The sequence below is a fragment of the Paraburkholderia diazotrophica genome (genome assembly GCF_038900755.1).
Taxonomy (GTDB): domain Bacteria; phylum Pseudomonadota; class Gammaproteobacteria; order Burkholderiales; family Burkholderiaceae; genus Paraburkholderia; species Paraburkholderia diazotrophica_A.
On the sequence record NZ_JBBPEN010000011.1, the window covers coordinates 62,835 to 80,777 of the forward strand.

Genomic DNA, 17,943 nt, shown 5'->3' on the forward strand with positions numbered 1-17,943 from the left:
TGCGCGACGGGGCGCGTGGCGTTGGAATCGGCCGCGACCCGGCACGATCCGGCACCGCGCATGCGTCGTACGAGGAGACGGCCGCAAGCCGCGTTCTGGAACCATCGGCCGTCATTCGCGCCCAATCGACACGGCTTTCACGCTTGCCGCAGCGGAATTCCCCGCGCGGCGCACGAAGGCATGCCCATGCAGAACAGCGCAAGCGCGCTGAAAAGGACTCGCTTGAAACTTCCATACGAATGGCAGATTGGCTGGCGCTACACGCGCGCCGGCAAACGCACCACGGGTAACGGCTTCATCTCGTTCATCGCGCTCGTGTCGATGTCGGGTATCGCGCTGGGCGTGGCCGCGCTGATCGTCGTGCTGTCGGTGATGAACGGCTTCCAGAAAGAGGTGCGCGACCGGATGCTGTCGGTGCTCGCGCACGTCGAAATCTTTTCGCCGACGGGCTCGATGCCCGACTGGCAACTGACCGCGAAGGAGGCGAAGCTGAACAAGGAAGTGACCGGCGCGGCGCCTTACGTCGAGGCGCAGGCGCTGCTGACGCGCCAGGACGCCGTGAGCGGCGTCGCGCTGCGCGGCGTCGAGCCGTCGCTGGAACCGGAAGTGTCGGACATCGGCAAGGAGATGAAGGCGGGCAGCCTGAACGAACTGAAGCCCGGCGAATTCGGCATCGTGCTCGGCGCGGATCTCGCGGCGAACCTCGGCGTGATGGCGGGCGACAAGATCACGCTTGTCGCGCCCGAAGGATCGATGACGCCCGCGGGCATGCTGCCGCGGCTCAAGCAGTTCAACGTGGTCGGCATTTTCGAGTCCGGGCACTACGAGTACGACAGCACGCTCGCGCTGATCAACATCAAGGATGCTCAGGCGCTGTTCCGGCTGCCCGCGCCGACGGGCGTGCGGCTGCGGCTCAAGGACATGCAGCGCGCGCCGGAAGTCGCGCATCAGCTGGCGCGCACGCTGTCCGGCGATCTCTACATCCGCGACTGGACCCAGCAGAACAAGACGTGGTTCTCGGCGGTGCAGATTGAAAAGCGCATGATGTTCATCATTCTCACGCTGATCATCGCGGTGGCGGCGTTCAATCTGGTCTCGTCGCTGGTGATGACGGTGACGAACAAGCAGGCCGATATCGCGATTCTCCGCACGCTCGGCGCGCAGCCCGGCTCGATCATGAAGATTTTCGTCGTGCAGGGCATGACGATCGGTTTCGTCGGCACGGGTATCGGCGTTGCGCTCGGCTGTCTGATTGCGTGGAGCATTCCGTGGCTCGTGCCGATGATCGAGCACGTGCTCGGCGTGCAATTCCTGCCGCCGTCCGTGTACTTCATCAGCGAACTGCCATCCGAGCTCGTTCCCGGCGATGTCGTCAAGATCGGCGTGATCGCGTTCCTGCTGTCGTGTCTTGCGACGCTGTATCCGAGCTGGCGTGGCGCCAAGGTCCGTCCGGCGGAGGCGCTGCGTTATGAATGATCGTCCCAACAAGAATCTGATGGCTACTGACGAGACGGGCCTGCATCCGGGTCTACACCCCTACGTGCTCGAAGCGACGGGCATTTCGAAAGCGTTCGTCCAGGGCGGCTTGAACGTGCCCGTGCTGAACAACACGCAGCTGTCGGTGCGGCGCGGCGAGAAGCTCGCGATCGTCGGCGCGTCGGGCTCCGGCAAGAGCACGCTGCTGCACGTGCTCGGCGGACTCGACGACCCGAGCGCGGGCCACGTCGAAGTGATGGGCAAGCCGTTCACGAAGCTCTCCGAGCGCGAGCGCAACGATCTGCGCAACCGCGCGCTCGGCTTCGTCTATCAGTTCCACCATCTGCTGCCGGAATTCAGCGCGCTCGACAACGTCGCGATGCCGCTGCGCATCCGCCGCATGACGACCGAGGACGCGCGTGCGCAGGCACTCGGCATGCTTGAGCGTGTGGGGCTCGCGCATCGGGCGAAGCATCGTCCGGGCGAACTGTCGGGCGGCGAGCGCCAGCGCGTCGCGATTGCGCGGGCGCTGGTGACGAAGCCCGCCTGCGTGCTGGCCGACGAGCCGACGGGCAATCTCGACGGCGGCACGGCGGATACCGTGTTCAATCTGATGCTGGAACTGTCGAACACGCTGTCGACCAGCTTCGTGATCGTCACGCACGATCCCGATCTGGCCGCGCGCTGCGACCGGATCATGCGGCTGCGCGACGGCGTGCTGTACGAGGAGCCGACGGTTCCCGTCTGACGCCCGGCGCTTTCCATTCGACACTGACCGACACGATCGGCACGAGGCTGCGCGCATGTGGATCGATACGCACTGTCATCTTGACGCTTCGGAATTCGACGCGGACCGCGACGCGGTCGCGGACGCCGCGCTCGAAGCGGGCGTCAGCCGGATCGTGATTCCAGGCATTGCGCGCAGCAATTTCTCGACGGTGCGCGAACTTGCGCATCGCGTGAAGGGCGGGGCATATGCGCTCGGCGTCCATCCGCTCTTTACGCCGCAGGCGCAGCCGTCCGATCTCGACGCGCTGCGCATGGAAATCGAGGCGAGTCTCGACGATCCGCTGTTCGTCGGGCTGGGCGAAATCGGGCTCGACTACTTCGTGCCCGGACTTGACGACGAGACCCAGCAGTTCTACTACAACGAGCAACTGAAGCTTGCGCGCGATTTCGATCTGCCCGTGATCTGCCATGTGCGCAAGTCGCAGGATCAGGTGTTGAAAGGCCTGCGGCGCAACCAGGTGCATCGTGGCATCGCGCATGCGTTCAACGGCAGCTTTCAGCAGGCGCAGGCGTTCATCGATCACGGCATGCATCTCGGTTTCGGCGGCAACGTGACGTTCGGGCGTGCATTGCAGATTCGCCGGCTCGCGGCGCAATTGCCGCTGGATGCGCTCGTCGTCGAAACCGACGCGCCCGATATTGCGCCCGCATGGCTCTACAGGCAGCGCAACACGCCGGACCAGATTCCGGCGATCGGCGCAATCCTGGCCGAACAGCGCGGCATCGACAAAACCGAGCTTGCGATAGGCACAACGGCTAATGCGCACGCTGCATTGCCGCGGCTCGCGCTTTACTCTGCATAATCACTGTGTTTAATCACTGTTTGGCTCGCGTCCCGTCTCGCCGCCGTAGATAATTCGGCTTCCTGATGAAAGCGCTACGCGAGCATCAGGCGCGGAGGTGGCATGCGGGCAGTGTGGTGCGGATTTGCGTTGGGCGTCGTGTGGTTGCAGCAGCAGGCGTCGCTGCCGGGGTGGCTCGGGTCTCTTGGGCTTTGGGTGATGGCCGGCGCGCTGATCGCTATCGCGTGCATGTGCTTTCGACGCGGCGGCGCCCGGACCATCCGAGGGGGCTGGTGCGCGGTGTTTTGCGCTGCCGGATGCCTCGGCTTCGGCTACGCGTCGTGGCGCGCGCAGACGCGCCTCGCGTTCGATCTGCCGCATGCATGGGAAGGGCGTGACATCGTCGTGATCGGATCGATCAAGGGCTTGCCGACGCGCAGCGCGGACGGCGTGCGCTTTCTCTTCGCAGTCGAATCGGCGGATGTGCCCGTCGGACGCTTTCCCCGCACGCTGCAACTGTCATGGGTCGCGGACGATGCTCCGTCTCCCGCGCTCGATCCCGGCTCGCGCTGGCGCCTGAACGTGCGGCTCAAGCGTCCGCATGGCAATGCGAATTGGGGCGTGCGCGACGGCGAGGCGGCCTTGCTGGCGCGCAACGTTCGGGCGACAGGTTATGTGAGCGCGCCGTCGCAGGCCGTGCGGCTGCGGGGCATGGCAAGCGGCGCGAGCGTCGTGATCGATCGCTGGCGATGGGCGATTCGCGAGCGCATCGCCGCCGTGTTGGGCGATGCGCCGCATTACGGCATCGTCGTCGCGCTCGCGATCGGGGCCCAGGATGCCGTCAGCACCGCCGATTGGCTCCTGATGCGCCGCACGGGCACGAGCCATTTGGTCGCGATTTCGGGCTTGCATATCGGCTTTGTCGCGGGGCTTGCGGGTTGGTTGATGGGTGCGTTATGGCGCCGCTCGCTTTTCGTCGGGCGAAGCTGGCCTCTGCTTATGCCCGCACAGAAAGTGGCGATCGCGAGCGGAGCCTTGTTTGCCGCGTTTCATGCGGCGCTCGCCGGCTTTAACGTGCCCGCGCAGCGCTCGCTATGGATGGCGTGCGTCGTTGCGCTCGCCTATATCGGCGGAAGGCGCGCCGCGCCTTCAATGGTGCTCGCGTGGGCGCTCGGGCTCGTGGCGCTCGTCGATCCGTGGGCTGTGGTGTCGGCGGGATTCTGGCTGTCGTTCTGCGCGGTCGGCGCGATTCTGTTCGCGATGTCGTCACGCGCGCGAGTCGTTCAAAACGATTCGCCTGTTCCGCAGCAGGACGAAGCACGCAAGCGTTCGATTGCTTTGCGTTGCGCGGACACCTTGTGCTCGTGGCTCGGCGCAATAATCGAGCGGATACGCGGTGCCGCTCGCGTGCAGTTCGCGGTGACGATCGCGCTCGCGCCATTGACGGTCGTCTTCTTCTCGCAGATTCCGTTGATCGGGCCCGTCGCGAATGCATTTGCGATTCCCTGGGTCAGCGCCTTCGTGACGCCGGCTGTGATCGCGGGCGTTGCGTTGCCAGCGCCGCTCGATGCATTCGCGTTTCGCTGCGCGCATTGGTTGCTCGAGTGGCTCGCGAGCGCGCTGCAAATGTTGTCGGGGCCCGCGTGGACGATCTGGCAATTGCCGCAGCCGGGCGTGTGGGCGATGGCGTCGGCGGCCGTCGGCGTCGCGTGGTGTCTCGCGCCTTCCGGCTGGCCGTTGCGCTGGGCCGCGCCGCTCACGTGGCTGCCGCTGCTCGCGCCCGCGTCGTCCGCGCCCGCCGACGGAACCTTCCGCCTGACGGCGCTCGATATCGGCCAGGGCTCGTCGATCGTCGTCGAAACGGCGCGTCATACGCTGCTTTTCGACGCCGGTCCCGGTCCTGAATCGACGCATGCGGGCGAGCGCATCGTCGTGCCGTACCTTCAGTCGGCGGGCATCTCGACACTCGATGCGCTGATTATCAGTCACGCGGACTCCGATCACTCGGGCGGCGCACCCGCCGTGCTCGACGCAATCGCGGTGCGGCAACTGCTTGCGGGTCTCGCGCCGGAGAATCCGTTATGGATTCAGGCGCGCCGGTTGGGAGCGCAAACCGTGCGCTGCGCGGCTGGCCAACACTGGCAATGGGATGGCGTCGACTTCGCGATACTGTGGCCCGATCCGGGACCGTTGCAGGGCAAGCCGAACGCGCATTGCTGCGTGCTGCGCGTGAGCGCACCCGGCGTGCTTCGTGACGGCGCGCGCGTTCAGACGCCCATCGTCGCAAGAATGCCGATGACGGCCTTGCTGGCCGCGGACATCGAAGCGCCCGTCGAACGCACGCTGCTCGCGCGCGACCGCACGGCCTTGCGCGCGCAAGTTCTGCTCGTGCCGCATCACGGCAGCAGGACTTCGTCTACCGAGCCGTTCCTCGACTCCATCGAGCCGTCCATCGCGGTATTTCAGGTAGGCTATCGCAACCGGTTTCATCATCCTCAGCTCGGCGTCTACGAGCGGTATCGCGCGCGGCACATCGAACTTTCGCGCAGCGACGACGACGGCGCCGCGCGTATCGAGGCGGACGGTGCGACGTTGTCGCTGGAGCGCTTTCGGCAGACGCATCGTCGGTACTGGATGGATACGACGACCGGTCCATGACAGCGCAACTGAGAACGAACTAGAACGAACTGAAACGGAGGCGTCAGCGCTTGAAGAACATCATCCATTTCTCGCATGCAAACGGGTTTCCGGCGTCCACCTATCGGACGATCTTCGCGGAACTGGCAGACGACTACGACTTGCGTTTCATCGATCGGATAGGACACGACGCGCGCTATCCGGTGACGCGCGATTGGCCGCATCTTGTCGAAGAGTTGCTGGATGACATTGAGCGTTCTTATGAGAATCCGGTGTGGCTGGTCGGGCATTCTCTGGGTGGTTATCTGTCACTGATGGCGGCGCTGAAAAAGCCGCAGTGGGTGCGGGGCGTGGTGATGCTCGATTCGCCTGTGATCGCGGGTTGGCAGGCGAGCATGCTGCGCGTGTCGCAGTGGACGGGTCTCGACGAACGGCTGTCGCCGGCCGCAGCGACGCGGACGCGGCGCACGCGCTGGGCGAGCCGCGACGAAGCGTGGCGCCACTTTCACGCGAAGCCGGCGTTCGCGCGGTGGGACGAGCGGGTGCTGTCCGATTACATCGAGTTCGGCATTCCGCAAGTATCCGCGGACGGCACGCGCGAACTGGCCTTTGACCGGCAGACGGAATACCTGATCTATCGGACATTGCCGCACACGTGCGGAAGCCGCCTCGCGCGGGGCGCGCCCGTGCCCTTCGGGTTCGTGGCCGGGACGCGCTCGGTGGAAGTGCGGCAAGCCGGTCTGCACGCGACGCGGCGGCTGGCTGGCGAACATTTCGAGTGGATCGAAGGGAGTCATCTTTTTCCGATGGAGCGGCCGCTGGAGACGGCGCGGGCCGTGCAGCGGCTGCTGCGCGAACTGGACTGACGGATCGGCTGAACACTGCTGAAGGTTGGCGGGAGGGGCCGAAACGCCGCGCGGCAAGCTCACAAGAAAGGCAAGAAAAGCCACGAAGCGGGTGAAGCGAAAAGTCCCAATCCGCATATCGGGAACGATGCCGTGAGTGCGTCAAAAAGCACGTTCGATCGGCGCGAGGGAGCGGCCTCGGGCTGGGCTGAAACGGCACGTTCGGGTATAATCCGTTTTTCCCGCGAGCATCCAGCGATGACCAAATATGTTTTCGTCACCGGCGGCGTAGTTTCTTCCCTCGGCAAGGGTATTGCCGCCGCTTCCCTCGCCGCGATCCTCGAATCGCGCGGTCTGAAAGTCACCCTCCTCAAGCTAGATCCCTACATCAACGTCGACCCCGGCACGATGAGCCCGTTTCAGCACGGCGAAGTGTTCGTGACGGAAGACGGCGCTGAGACGGACCTCGACCTCGGCCACTACGAGCGCTTCATCAGCACGAAGATGCGCAAGGCCAATAACTTCACGACGGGGCAGATCTACGAATCGGTGATCCGCAAGGAACGCCGCGGTGACTATCTCGGCAAGACGGTTCAGGTCATCCCCCACATCACGAACGAAATCCAGGCTTTCGTCGAGCGCGGCGCGGCATCCGCGACGTGCGGCGAGCCGGATGTCGCGATCGTCGAAGTGGGCGGCACGGTCGGCGACATCGAATCGCTGCCGTTCCTCGAAGCCGCGCGTCAGATGAGCCTGCGCCTCGGCCGCAACAGCGCATGCTTCGTGCACCTCACGCTAGTTCCGTTCATCGCCACCGCGGGCGAACTGAAAACCAAGCCCACGCAGCACAGCGTGCAAAAGCTGCGCGAAATCGGTATCTATCCGAACGTGCTGCTGTGCCGCGCCGACCGCCGCATTCCCGACGACGAGCGCGCGAAGATCTCGATGTTCTCGAACGTGCCGGAAGACGCCGTGATCTCGGTGTGGGACGTCGACAGCATCTACAAGATTCCGCAGATGCTGCACGATCAGGGCCTCGACGAACTGATCTGCGAAGAGCTGAAGCTGACGGCCAAGCCGGCCGATCTGTCGATCTGGTCGGAAATGGTCGAGAAGCTCGAACACCCGAAGAGCGAAGTGACGATCGGCATGGTCGGCAAGTACGTCGAACTGACAGAGTCGTACAAGTCGCTGATCGAAGCGCTGCGCCATGCGTCGATCCACACGTCGACGAAGGTCAACATCGAATACATCGACTCCGAAGAGCTGGAAGAAAACGGTGTCGACGGCCTCAGGCATCTGGATGCCGTGCTCGTGCCGGGTGGCTTCGGCCGTCGCGGCACTGAAGGCAAGATCAAGGCGATCCGTCATGCACGCGAAGCGAAGGTGCCGTATCTCGGCATCTGCCTCGGCATGCAGCTGGCCGTGATCGAATTCGCGCGCGATGTCGTGGGCCTGAAGGATGCGAACAGCACGGAGTTCGACCCAGCTACGCCGCATCGCGTCGTTGCGTTGATCACCGAGTGGTACGACCGCGAAGGCAAGGTTGAGAAGCGTACGGAAGAATCCGATATGGGCGGCACGATGCGCCTCGGTTCGCAGCGCTGCCCGATCAAGCCGGGCACGATGGCCGAAGAGATCTACGGCAAGGACGTGAACGAGCGCCACCGTCACCGTTATGAGGTCAATAACCGCTACGTGCCCCAGCTCGAAGGCGGCGGCCTTATCATCAGCGCCCGTACCCCGAGCGAAGACCTGCCGGAAATGATGGAACTGCCGCGTTCGATGCACCCGTGGTTCGTCGGCGTGCAGTTCCACCCTGAATTCACGTCGACGCCGCGCGACGGCCATCCGCTCTTCAAGGCATTCGTCGAAGCGGCGCGCGCGCATCGCGAAGCGGCCGTCGAGGAGAAAGTATGAAACTGGGCGATTTCGAAATCGGCCTCGACAAGCCGTTTTTCCTGATCGCGGGCACTTGTGTCGTCGAATCCGAACAGATGACGATCGACACGGCCGGCAAGCTGAAGGAAATCTGCGCGAAGCTGAAGATTCCGTTCATCTACAAGTCGTCTTACGACAAGGCCAATCGCAGCAGCGGCAAGTCGTTTCGCGGGCTTGGAATGGATGAGGGCTTGCGCATTCTGTCCGAAGTGAAGCGTCAGCTCGGCGTGCCCGTTCTGACCGACGTTCACACGGAAGAAGAAATCGGCCCGGTGGCATCGGTGGTCGATGTGCTGCAAACGCCCGCGTTTCTGTGCCGCCAGACTGACTTCATCCATGCGTGCGCGCGTTCGGGCAAGCCCGTCAACATCAAGAAGGGTCAGTTTCTCGCGCCGCACGACATGAAGAACGTGATCGACAAGGCGCGCGACGCTGCGCGTGAAGCCGGTCTGTCGGAAGACCGCTTCATGGCGTGCGAGCGCGGCGTGTCGTTCGGCTATAACAACCTCGTGTCGGACATGCGCTCGCTCGCGATCATGCGCGAGACGGGCGCGCCAGTCGTGTTCGATGCGACGCATTCGGTGCAACTGCCGGGCGGGCAGGGCACGAGCTCGGGCGGCCAGCGCGAATTCGTCCCCGTGCTGGCGCGCGCCGCCGTCGCGACGGGCATCGCGGGTCTCTTCATGGAAACCCATCCGAGGCCGGCCGAAGCGAAGTCGGACGGTCCCAATGCCGTGCCGCTGCATCGCATGGCCGATCTGCTCGAGACGCTGATGACGCTCGATCAGGCCGTGAAGCGCGCGCCGTTCCTCGAGAGCGATTTCAACTGATGCGCGGGCGCGCGAGGTTCGCCGTGATCCGGCGTGGCTCGCGCGCGCCAACCCGATGGTCGTCGAACGCGTCTGGACGCGAGCAGTCCAAGTGAACCGGACGTCTCACCTTAAGAATTCATCGTCATTTCAGAGGAAACCATGAGTGCTATCGTAGATATCATCGGTCGCGAGATTCTCGATTCGCGAGGCAACCCCACCGTCGAATGCGACGTGCTGCTCGAATCGGGCACGATGGGCCGCGCGGCCGTTCCGTCGGGCGCATCGACGGGCTCGCGTGAAGCGATCGAACTGCGCGACGGCGAAGCCGGCCGCTACAGCGGCAAGGGCGTGCTGAAGGCCGTCGAGCACATCAACACTGAAATCTCCGAAGCGATCATGGGTCTCGACGCTTCCGAGCAGGCATTCCTCGACAAGACGCTGCTGGAGCTGGACGGCACCGACAACAAGTCGCGTCTGGGCGCGAACGCGATGCTGGCCGTGTCGATGGCCGTCGCGAAGGCCGCCGCTGAAGAAGCCGGCCTGCCGCTGTACCGCTACTTCGGCGGCTCGGGCGCGATGCAGTTGCCCGTCCCGATGATGAACATCGTCAACGGCGGCGCGCACGCGAACAACAGCCTGGACATTCAGGAATTCATGATCGTCCCCGTCAGCCAGCCGACGTTCCGCGAAGCGCTGCGCTGCGGCGCTGAAGTGTTCCACGCGCTGAAGAAGATCCTGTCGGACCGTGGCATGAGCACGGCCGTCGGCGACGAAGGCGGCTTCGCGCCGAACTTCGGCAGCAACGACGAGTGCCTGTCGACCATCCTGCAGGCCATCGAGAAGGCAGGCTACCGCGCCGGTGAAGACGTGCTGCTCGCGCTCGACTGCGCGGCGAGCGAGTTCTACCACGACGGCAAGTACCAGCTGGCGGGCGAAGGGCTGCAACTGTCGTCGGCGGAGTTCACGGACTACCTGGCCACGCTCGCCGACAAGTTCCCGATCGTCTCGATCGAAGACGGCATGCACGAAGGCGACTGGGAAGGCTGGAAGCTGCTCACCGACAAGCTCGGCAAGAAGATCCAGCTGGTCGGCGACGACCTGTTCGTGACGAACACGCGCATCCTGAAGGAAGGCATCGAGAAGGGCATCGCGAATTCGATTCTGATCAAGATCAACCAGATCGGCACGCTGACGGAAACCTTCGCGGCGATCGAAATGGCCAAGCGCGCGGGCTATACGGCCGTGATTTCGCACCGGTCGGGCGAAACGGAAGATTCGACGATCGCGGACATTGCGGTTGGCCTGAACGCCGGTCAGATCAAGACAGGTTCGCTGTCGCGCAGCGACCGTATCTCGAAGTACAACCAGCTGCTGCGTATCGAAGAAGATCTCGGCGATATCGCCAGCTATCCGGGCAAGTCGGCGTTCTACAACCTGCGTTGAACGACGCCCGACCGGCTCCCTTCGAGACAGGTCGACGCGCGAGAGTGACGCTTGCCGTCAACAATTTGTCTCATTAACCGCTAAAACGGTTATGCTTCGCTACTGACTCACCCTTGCCGCCCTGCGTACAGCGCAGGGCGGCGCGTATTCCACCCTGCAATTCAATTCATGCGGCTCGTCACCGTCGTTCTGCTCGTCCTGCTGGTGCTGATCCAATATCCGCTGTGGTGGGGCCATGGCGGCTGGCTGCGCGTTCACGAGCTGCAACAGGAACTCGCTCAGCAACTGCAAAAGAATGCTGACGAGAAGACGCGCAACGAACGCATTCAGGGCGAAGTGCAGGATCTGCAGAGCGGCACGGCCGCCGTCGAAGAGCGTGCCCGCTACGAGATGGGCATGGTGAAGGACAGCGAAGTGTTCGTGCAGTTCGTGTCGCCGAACGCGCCGCTGTCCGCTTCGAGCGCCGCGCAATCGAATACGTCGACGCGCGGGCAGATCACGGGTGCGCCGTTGCGCGTGGTGCCGAATCCGGAGTCGCGCGCGAAGCCGGATCGCAAGCACCCGAAGAAGGATGCGAAGGAGAAGAAGCCGGGTTGATGTCTGGCGCGGCGTGGCGACAAGCCAATGCGGATGCAACGAAAAAGGCGCGGTTCATGATGAGCCGCGCCTTTTGTTTTTGATCGCGCAGGCCGATCGAACGAGCCGTGCGGCGCCTGCTCATGCAAGCAGCGATCCAAGGGGCGTATTACCAGCCCCAACCCCAGCCCGGCGCATATCCATAGCCGATGCCCGTGCCCCAGCCATGTCCCCAGCCGCCGCTGGAGTAGCTGCCATAGACCGTGACGGGCGGAGCGGCATAGCGCGACCAGGCCTGCGCGGCGGCATCGGCGGCCATGGCCTCGTTTTGCTCGACCATCACCTGCTTGTCGATTGCGTCGTAACGCGCGCGTTCTTCGGGCGTGAGCGGATGCGCGGTCGCCGCGATACCCGACTGGTCGGCGGGCAAGCGGCTGTAGATCGGCGACGGACCGGGCGGGTCCATCATGCAGCCGGACAAGGCGGCAGCGCCGGCAACGAGTGCAAGCGCCGACATCCGGGCCGGACGAGCGATACGTAACAGGACAAACGTCTTCATTTCGATCTCCATCGATCGGATGCCTAAGCAATTCCGCTATCAGCATTTGCGGAAATCAGGCAACCGCCAATGTCCGATGATACTGCGCCGCCCGCCGACGAAAGCGGCTCGCGGCGACGCAGTCTGTTCCGGCTCAATGCCGCTGGTCAGCGGCCGGCGCCACACCCTCTGAGAGCCCGGCGGCGACGAAAAGTTGCGCCACGTCGACGGGGTCGAATTCATACCGCTGATTGCAGAACTCGCAGTGAATCTCGACGTGACCGCGTTCTTCGATCACGCTGTCCACTTCCTCGCGCCCCAGCATCTTCAGCATGCGGCCGACTTTTTCGCGCGAGCACGTGCATTCGAAGCGCGTTCTCGCCGGCTCGAAATGCTGGACGTTCTCCTGCCAGAACAGGCGCCGGAACAGCGTGGTCGGCTCTTCGCTCAGCAGTTCATCCGACGACAGCGTGCCGCCGAGCGTGCAGAGACGATTCCATGTATCGGCGTCGATTTCGCTGGGATGCGGGACGATGCCGCCGTCGCCGGGCAGCTTCTGCAGCAGCATCCCGACTGCGCGCTGGTCGTTGGCCGCGAGCCACAGACGCGTATCGAGCTGCTCCGAGTGATGCATGTAATGCTCGAGCACTTCCGCCATCGACTTAAGCGGCCCGTCCTCGCCCGACAGCGGCACGATGCCCTGATACGGTTGCTGGCCGGGCGTCTTGCTCTTCGGATCGAGCGTGATCACGCAGCGGCCATGGCCGCCCGCATTGAGGAGATCGACGAGCGTGAGATCGTCGGTGATCGTGTGCGCGGCGTCGCCCGCGAACTTCGCGGTCGCGCGCATCGACAGGTCCGAGTTGCATTGCACGACGAGCATCTTCACGGGACCGTCGCCGAAGATCTGCATGATCAGTGTGCCGTCGAATTTCAGATTCGCCGACAGCAGCGCGCACGCGGCCATCATCTCGCCGAGCACGTTCCGCACCGGGGCGGGATAGCTCCTGCGCGTCAGCACTTCCTGCCACGTATTGGCCAGCGAAACGATCTCGCCGCGAACGGGCGCCGCGCTGAACATGAATTTTTGCAACTGATCACTCACAACTTTTCCTCGGTCGAACCGCGCGGCGGGAAGGCCGCGCTTGACGCGTCGTGCCGCCGGCCTTAGCCGATGCGGACGAGTTGCGCCTTGAAATAGTCCCTGCGCTCGACGTAATTATCGGCGACGCGCTGCAGGCCTTTGATATCTGCTTCAGTCAATTCCCGGACGACCTTTGCGGGCGCGCCGAGAATTAGCGAATTGTCGGGGAAAACCTTGCCTTCGGTAACGACGGCACCCGCTCCGACCAGACAATTGCGGCCGATGACCGCTCCGTTCAAGACCACAGCCTGAATGCCGATCAACGCGCCTTCCTTGACCGTGCAGCCGTGCAACATCGCCTGGTGGCCGACCGTCACGTTCGCTTCGAGCGTCAGCGGAAAGCCAGGATCGGCATGTAGCACGGCGCCTTCCTGAACGTTGGTGCCCGTGCCGACGATGATCGGCTCGTTGTCGCCGCGGATCGAAGCGCCGAACCAGACGCTCGCGTTTTCTTCGACCGTCACTTTGCCGATGATGGTCGCGGTGTCCGCGACGAACACGCTCTCGTGAATGGTCGGGGCGGCGTCGCCCAGCTTGTAGATTGCCACAGTGTCTCCTCGGTCGTCGGACGCGTTGCCGCCGCTCATCGGCGGCCGGCGCGGCACGTTGCGCGGGATGGCGGCATCCCGCACTGTATGGTCGGATCGCGTATTGTAAACGGTTGTGCAATAAGCCCGCCTCCAGCGTGTGCGCTCCGGGCGTTTGGCAGCATCGCCGATTTCCCTTTTCACGTATCGCCCAGTAAAGCACCATGCATTCTCCCGATTCCGCCCGTTCCGATGCCCTGATTTGTGCCCGCACTGAAGCGCTGGCCGTATTGGGCGAGCGCGTGCCCGCGACAAAGGCCGCAGCGGCGCAGGCTCTCCATGCGCGGGTGCAGGACGGCACGGCGGCCGTGTCGCCGGAACGTATGCTGGAAGAGCCTGCCGGACTGCCTGGGCGTCCCGAGCGTCCCGAACTTGTCGAGCCGCGCAAGCTCGGCCGGCGCAGCATGCAGTCGGCCGAAGGGCGCGCGGTGCTGCTGCACGCGCTCGCGCATATCGAGTTCAACGCGATCAATCTGGCGCTCGATGCCGTGTGGCGCTTCAGCGGCATGCCGGCGGCGTTTTACGTCGACTGGATGAAGGTCGCGTCGGAGGAGGCGCATCACTTTTCGCTGCTGTCCGCGAGACTTGCGGAGTTCGGCCACGCGTACGGCGACTTCCCGGCGCACGACGGCCTGTGGGATATGTGCGAGCGCACGCGCGGCGACGTGCTCGCCCGCATGGCGCTCGTGCCGCGCACGCTGGAGGCACGCGGGCTCGATGCATCGCCGCCGATCCGCGCGCGGCTGCAACAGGCGGGCGATCACGCGTCGGCGGCGATTCTGGACGTGATCCTGCGCGACGAAATCGGTCATGTGCTGATCGGCAACCGCTGGTTCCGACATCTTTGCGACGAGGCGGGCGTCGATGCCCATCAGACCTATCTGCGTCTGTCCGATGAGTATCGCGCGCCGAAGCTGCGCGGGCCCTTCAATTTCGAAGCGCGGCGCAGCGCCGGCTTTGAAGACGAGGAACTGGCAGCGCTGACTGGCCTGGAAGCGCAGCAGCGCGCCGACGACTGAACGACCGAGGCGGACTTCCACGCCGCCACGCGCGGCGGCGTGGCTATCTCGATATAATCGAACGATCATTCTGTTTTTAGGCCGCGTCATGGACCGTCCCTTGAATCCCTCCGTTTCCGAATTCGTCACCGTGCGCGGTGTGCGCCTGCACGTGCGCCGCTGGGGCAATCCCGACTCGCCGACGCTCTTCATGCTGCATGGCTGGATGGATGTCGCCGCATCGTTTCAGTTCGTCGTCGATGCGCTCGCCGGCGATTGGCAGGTGATCGCGCCCGATGCGCGCGGTTTTGGGCTGTCCGACTGGCCCGTCGCGGAGAAGGGCGGCGGCCACTACTGGTTTCAGGAGTATCTGGCCGACCTCGACGCGCTGCTCGATCACTACGCGCCGACGGGCGAAGTCAACCTCGTCGGGCACAGCATGGGCGCGAACATCGTCTGTCTGTATGCGGGCGTGCGGCCGGAGCGCGTGCGGCGCGTGATCGATCTGGAAGGGTTCGGGCTCGCGCCGTCGATGCCGTCGCAACTGCCGCGCCGTCTCGCGTCGTGGCTCGACGAATTGCGCGAGCCGCCGTCGCTGCGTCCGTACGCGACGCTCGACGATGTCGCCGCGCGCCTGATCAAGACCAACGCGCGGCTGGACCCGCGGCGCGCTCGCTTTCTCGCGCAGCACTGGTCGAAGCCGGATGGAAAGGGCGGCTACGTGCTGCTCGCCGATCCCGCGCACAAGATTCGCGGACCGATGCTGTACCGGCTCGACGAAGTGATGGCCGTCTGGGCGAACGTGCGCGCAAAGGTGCTGCACGTCGAAGCGACGGCATCGCCGACGCTCGCGATGCTGGCGGGCAATATTCCACTCGACGAATTCAAGGCGCGCTTCAGCGCGTTTGCCGACTGGCGCGAAGCGTTCATCGACGAAGCGGGCCACATGGTTCATCACGACCAGCCCGAGCACGTCGCCGCGCTGATCGAGGGCTTTTGCGCATAGCGCGTATCAGGAGTGTTGCGGTTCGGGCCGGTGATTCCTCTGCGTTTGCTTACTGCGTTGCAGTAGAATGAGACGTTCAGCTTATCCAGACGACGATGAACGCCGACTTGCATTGCCATTCCACTGTGTCCGACGGCGCGTTCGCGCCCGCCGAAGTTGCGCGCCGCGCGCATGCGGGCGGCGTGACGCTGTGGGCGCTGACCGATCACGACGAAGTCGGCGGTCAGGTGGAGGCGCGCGAAGCGGCTGAGGCGCTCGGCATGCGGTATCTGAACGGCGTCGAGATTTCAGTCACCTGGGCGTCGCGCACGATTCACATCGTCGGCCTGCATGTCGATCCCGCCTGCAGGGAATTGCTCGATGGGCTCTATCGCACGCGCAACGGCCGCGCGGCGCGGGCCGAGGCGATCGGCGAACAACTGGCCACGCTCGGCATTCGCGATGCGTATGAAGGCGCACTGAAATACGTGTCGAATCCCGACATGATCTCGCGCACGCATTTCGCGCGCTTCATGGTCGAGCAAGGCTACGCGAAGGATACGCAGGACGTGTTCTCGCGTTTTCTCGGCGAAGGCAAGCCGGGGTATGTGCCGCATCGCTGGTCGAAGCTCGCCGACGCCATCAAGTGGATCAAGGCCGCGGGCGGCGAAGCGGTGATCGCGCATCCGGGCCGCTACGCGTACACGCCGACTGAATTCGACGCGTTGTACGGCGAGTTCATCGATCTCGGCGGCAAGGCGATCGAAGTCGTCACGGGCAGCCACACGCCCGATCAATACCGCGAATATGCGGACGTCGCGCGTCGCTTCGGCTTCGAAGCATCGCGCGGGTCCGATTTCCATGCGGCGGGTGAAGGCCGCGTCGAACTGGGCAGCCTGCCGCCGCTGCCGTCCGATCTGAAGCCAGTCTGGGACCGTTGGCTGTAAGCTCTGACTTCGCGCCGCGCGGGCACGCGCGCTGCGTGGATACGCTGTCGCTGTTCCCCGACCTCCTGACCGACATCATGTCCCAATACTTTCGGCTTCATCCGGACAATCCACAGCCGCGTCTGATCAAGCAGGCGGCCCAGATCATCGAAGGCGGCGGCGTGGTCGCGCTGCCAACCGACTCGAGCTACGCGCTCGCGTGCCAGCTCGACAACAAGAACGCCGTCGACCGCGTGCGGCGCATCCGTGGAATCGACGAGCGGCAGCTGCTGTCGCTGCTCGTGCGCGATCTGTCCGAACTGGCGAACTTCGCGATCGTCGACAACCGCCAATACCGTCTGATCAAATCGGTGACGCCCGGTCCCTACGTATTCGTGCTGCAGGCGACCAAGGAAGTGCCGCGCCGCCTGTCGCATCCGTCGCGCAAGACGATCGGCCTGCGCGTGCCGGACCACGCGATCACGCTCGCGATACTCGAAGAACTTGGTCAGCCGCTGCTCGGCTCGACGCTGATCATGCCCGGCGAAACCCAGCCGTTGAACGATCCGGAGGAAATCCGCGAAAGGCTCGAAAAGCAGCTCGATCTGGTGATCGACGGCGGCGCGTGTCCGTGCGAGCCGTCGACGGTGATCGACCTGACGGGCGACGAGCCCGTGCTGGTGAGAGCGGGGCGCGGCGCGCTCGCGCCGTTCGGTCTCGAAGAGACGGCCTGATCGCGACATGAGCGAAAGCCGACAGGGCCGCAAGGCGGCGTTGTTACAATAGAGCAATATGGATTCCTCCCTGATACAGACCATCGTCGTCTACGCGCTGCCCGTGATCTTCGCGATCACGCTGCATGAGGCCGCGCACGGCTACGTCGCGCGCATGCTCGGCGACAACACTGCTTACGTGCTCGGGCGCGTGTCGTTCAATCCGATGCGACACATCGACCCGCTTGGCACGATCTTCATTCCGCTGCTGCTTTACTTCGCGACGAGCGGCGCGTTCATGTTCGGCTACGCGAAGCCCGTGCCCGTCGCATTCGGCAATCTGCGCAATCCGCGCTGGGGCTCGCTGTGGGTCGCGCTCGCGGGCCCGATGTGCAACTTCATTCAGGCGCTGGTGTGGGGCGTGTTCGGCGTGTCGCTGGCTCTCATGCACGTCGACGAGCCGTTCTTCACGCGCATGGCGGCCGCGGGCGTCGGCGTGAATCTCGTGCTCGGCGTGCTCAATCTCTTTCCGCTGCCGCCGCTCGACGGCGGACGCGTGCTGACGGCGCTGCTGCCCGTGCGTCCGGCAATGATGCTGGCGCGCCTGGAGCCCTATGGCTTTTTCATCGTGATGGCGCTCGTGATGACGGGCACGTTGACGCGCTTCTGGCTGCGTCCGCTCGTGAATATTGGCTATGAAGCCGTCACGGCTATCCTGACTCCTCTCGTTTCGCTTTTCTAATCCAAAACC

Annotated in this window: 17 protein-coding genes; 14 read left to right on the forward strand and 3 right to left on the reverse strand. The window is 64.3% G+C overall.

Going from position 1 to position 17,943, the window contains the following annotated elements; translation table 11 throughout:
• Positions 1-222 precede the first annotated feature (222 nt).
• The 9 genes from AABE10_RS28630 (at position 223) to ftsB (ending at position 11,322) form a co-directional block, all read left to right on the forward strand.
• Positions 223-1,476 carry a lipoprotein-releasing ABC transporter permease subunit gene (locus AABE10_RS28630; protein ID WP_342936574.1) on the forward strand — a complete coding sequence of 418 codons (1,254 nt, stop codon included), beginning with the start codon at positions 223-225 and terminating at the stop codon, positions 1,474-1,476.
• Positions 1,469-2,224 carry a lipoprotein-releasing ABC transporter ATP-binding protein LolD gene (lolD, locus tag AABE10_RS28635; protein ID WP_428983405.1) on the forward strand — a complete coding sequence of 252 codons (756 nt, stop codon included), beginning with the start codon at positions 1,469-1,471 and terminating at the stop codon, positions 2,222-2,224. The genes AABE10_RS28630 and lolD overlap by 8 nt, the downstream gene beginning before the upstream one ends.
• 55 nt (positions 2,225-2,279) lie before the next feature.
• Complete coding sequence (locus tag AABE10_RS28640; RefSeq protein ID WP_342936575.1) at positions 2,280-3,068, forward strand: TatD family hydrolase; 789 nt, start codon at positions 2,280-2,282, stop codon at positions 3,066-3,068.
• A gap of 102 nt (positions 3,069-3,170) precedes the next feature.
• Entirely contained in the window at positions 3,171-5,705 is a 2,535-nt protein-coding gene (locus AABE10_RS28645) for a DNA internalization-related competence protein ComEC/Rec2 (protein WP_342936576.1), read from the forward strand.
• Positions 5,706-5,755: 50 nt separating this feature from the next.
• Positions 5,756-6,550, forward strand: a complete 795-nt coding sequence (locus AABE10_RS28650; protein ID WP_342936577.1) for an alpha/beta hydrolase — start codon at positions 5,756-5,758, stop codon at positions 6,548-6,550.
• A 237-nt stretch (positions 6,551-6,787) separates the two neighbouring features.
• A complete protein-coding gene (locus AABE10_RS28655) occupies positions 6,788-8,449 on the forward strand; it encodes a CTP synthase (RefSeq protein WP_342936578.1) in 1,662 nt (553 codons plus the stop codon).
• Positions 8,446-9,300, forward strand: a complete 855-nt coding sequence (gene kdsA, locus AABE10_RS28660; RefSeq protein WP_342936579.1) for a 3-deoxy-8-phosphooctulonate synthase — start codon at positions 8,446-8,448, stop codon at positions 9,298-9,300. Before AABE10_RS28655 ends, kdsA begins: the two co-directional genes overlap by 4 nt.
• Before the next feature lie 141 nt (positions 9,301-9,441).
• Positions 9,442-10,725, forward strand: a complete 1,284-nt coding sequence (gene eno / locus AABE10_RS28665) for a phosphopyruvate hydratase (protein WP_342936580.1) — start codon at positions 9,442-9,444, stop codon at positions 10,723-10,725.
• 168 nt (positions 10,726-10,893) lie between these two features.
• Positions 10,894-11,322 carry a cell division protein FtsB gene (gene ftsB / locus AABE10_RS28670; RefSeq protein ID WP_342936581.1) on the forward strand — a complete coding sequence of 143 codons (429 nt, stop codon included), beginning with the start codon at positions 10,894-10,896 and terminating at the stop codon, positions 11,320-11,322.
• A 148-nt stretch (positions 11,323-11,470) separates the two neighbouring features.
• Here the strand turns inward: ftsB and AABE10_RS28675 are convergent, their stop codons facing one another.
• The 3 genes from AABE10_RS28675 to AABE10_RS28685 form a co-directional block, all read right to left on the reverse strand.
• Complete coding sequence (locus AABE10_RS28675) at positions 11,471-11,860, reverse strand: hypothetical protein (protein ID WP_342936582.1); 390 nt, start codon at positions 11,858-11,860, stop codon at positions 11,471-11,473.
• Positions 11,861-11,993: 133 nt separating this feature from the next.
• Entirely contained in the window at positions 11,994-12,944 is a 951-nt protein-coding gene (gene hslO, locus AABE10_RS28680; protein ID WP_342936583.1) for an Hsp33 family molecular chaperone HslO, read from the reverse strand.
• 62 nt (positions 12,945-13,006) lie between these two features.
• Positions 13,007-13,531: a gamma carbonic anhydrase family protein gene (locus AABE10_RS28685; RefSeq protein WP_342936704.1), complete on the reverse strand. Its 525-nt coding sequence runs from the start codon at positions 13,529-13,531 to the stop codon at positions 13,007-13,009.
• A gap of 203 nt (positions 13,532-13,734) precedes the next feature.
• On the opposite strand from AABE10_RS28685, the gene AABE10_RS28690 reads away from it, so the two are divergent.
• The 5 genes from AABE10_RS28690 (at position 13,735) to AABE10_RS28710 (ending at position 17,934) form a co-directional block, all read left to right on the forward strand.
• Positions 13,735-14,589, forward strand: coding sequence for a ferritin-like domain-containing protein (locus AABE10_RS28690; RefSeq protein ID WP_342936584.1), 855 nt, complete (start codon positions 13,735-13,737; stop codon positions 14,587-14,589).
• A gap of 88 nt (positions 14,590-14,677) precedes the next feature.
• A complete protein-coding gene (locus AABE10_RS28695; RefSeq protein WP_342936585.1) occupies positions 14,678-15,574 on the forward strand; it encodes an alpha/beta fold hydrolase in 897 nt (298 codons plus the stop codon).
• A 95-nt stretch (positions 15,575-15,669) separates the two neighbouring features.
• A complete protein-coding gene (locus AABE10_RS28700) occupies positions 15,670-16,500 on the forward strand; it encodes a 3',5'-nucleoside bisphosphate phosphatase (protein WP_342936586.1) in 831 nt (276 codons plus the stop codon).
• A gap of 77 nt (positions 16,501-16,577) precedes the next feature.
• Positions 16,578-17,213: an L-threonylcarbamoyladenylate synthase gene (locus tag AABE10_RS28705; RefSeq protein WP_342936705.1), complete on the forward strand. Its 636-nt coding sequence runs from the start codon at positions 16,578-16,580 to the stop codon at positions 17,211-17,213.
• A gap of 58 nt (positions 17,214-17,271) precedes the next feature.
• Positions 17,272-17,934: a site-2 protease family protein gene (locus tag AABE10_RS28710; protein WP_090864892.1), complete on the forward strand. Its 663-nt coding sequence runs from the start codon at positions 17,272-17,274 to the stop codon at positions 17,932-17,934.
• Positions 17,935-17,943: the final 9 nt, after the last annotated feature.

Coding starts and splice junctions, on each gene's coding strand:
- lolD (WP_428983405.1), top strand. CDS start 1,469: ATGAATGATCGTCCCAACAAGAATCTGATGGCTACTGACGAGACGGGC.
- AABE10_RS28640 (WP_342936575.1), top strand. CDS start 2,280: ATGTGGATCGATACGCACTGTCATCTTGACGCTTCGGAATTCGACGCG.
- AABE10_RS28645 (WP_342936576.1), top strand. CDS start 3,171: ATGCGGGCAGTGTGGTGCGGATTTGCGTTGGGCGTCGTGTGGTTGCAG.
- AABE10_RS28655 (WP_342936578.1), top strand. CDS start 6,788: ATGACCAAATATGTTTTCGTCACCGGCGGCGTAGTTTCTTCCCTCGGC.
- kdsA (WP_342936579.1), top strand. CDS start 8,446: ATGAAACTGGGCGATTTCGAAATCGGCCTCGACAAGCCGTTTTTCCTG.
- eno (WP_342936580.1), top strand. CDS start 9,442: ATGAGTGCTATCGTAGATATCATCGGTCGCGAGATTCTCGATTCGCGA.
- ftsB (WP_342936581.1), top strand. CDS start 10,894: ATGCGGCTCGTCACCGTCGTTCTGCTCGTCCTGCTGGTGCTGATCCAA.
- AABE10_RS28675 (WP_342936582.1), bottom strand. CDS start 11,860: ATGAAGACGTTTGTCCTGTTACGTATCGCTCGTCCGGCCCGGATGTCG.
- AABE10_RS28690 (WP_342936584.1), top strand. CDS start 13,735: ATGCATTCTCCCGATTCCGCCCGTTCCGATGCCCTGATTTGTGCCCGC.
- AABE10_RS28695 (WP_342936585.1), top strand. CDS start 14,678: ATGGACCGTCCCTTGAATCCCTCCGTTTCCGAATTCGTCACCGTGCGC.
- AABE10_RS28700 (WP_342936586.1), top strand. CDS start 15,670: ATGAACGCCGACTTGCATTGCCATTCCACTGTGTCCGACGGCGCGTTC.
- AABE10_RS28705 (WP_342936705.1), top strand. CDS start 16,578: ATGTCCCAATACTTTCGGCTTCATCCGGACAATCCACAGCCGCGTCTG.
- AABE10_RS28710 (WP_090864892.1), top strand. CDS start 17,272: ATGGATTCCTCCCTGATACAGACCATCGTCGTCTACGCGCTGCCCGTG.